This is a genomic window from Virgibacillus salexigens (assembly GCF_014905415.1).
Classification (GTDB): Bacteria; Bacillota; Bacilli; order Bacillales; family Amphibacillaceae; genus Virgibacillus; species Virgibacillus salexigens.
The window spans coordinates 1-295 of record NZ_BNEO01000179.1; the positions used below are offsets into that span (position 1 = coordinate 1).

Below are 295 nucleotides of genomic sequence, written 5' to 3' on the forward strand. Positions count from 1 at the left end.
GATGCACTGGGGGCCATATTCACAATTAGGGATTGTGGAATCGTGGGCATTAAGTGATGACGATGCACAGTGGTCAAGAGAAGGTATTGACTGGGTAGCAGATGGAGAGGGGTTTAAGCGTCAATATGTTAATTTGAATAAAACATTTAATCCAATTCGCTTTCAACCGCAGATAAGGGCTGATTTAGCAAAACGAGCAGGCTTTAAATACGTGATATTTACGAGGAAGCATCACGATGGCTTTTGTATGTGGAATACCAAAGAAACAAAATATCGCAATACAGCTAAAGATTGT

General features: G+C 40.3%; 1 protein-coding gene. It reads left to right on the plus strand.

The features are described 5' to 3' along the window. Positions 1 to 295 (plus strand): alpha-L-fucosidase (locus JKP73_RS22745; protein WP_200412051.1); only part of this gene is annotated, 295 nt, incomplete at both ends.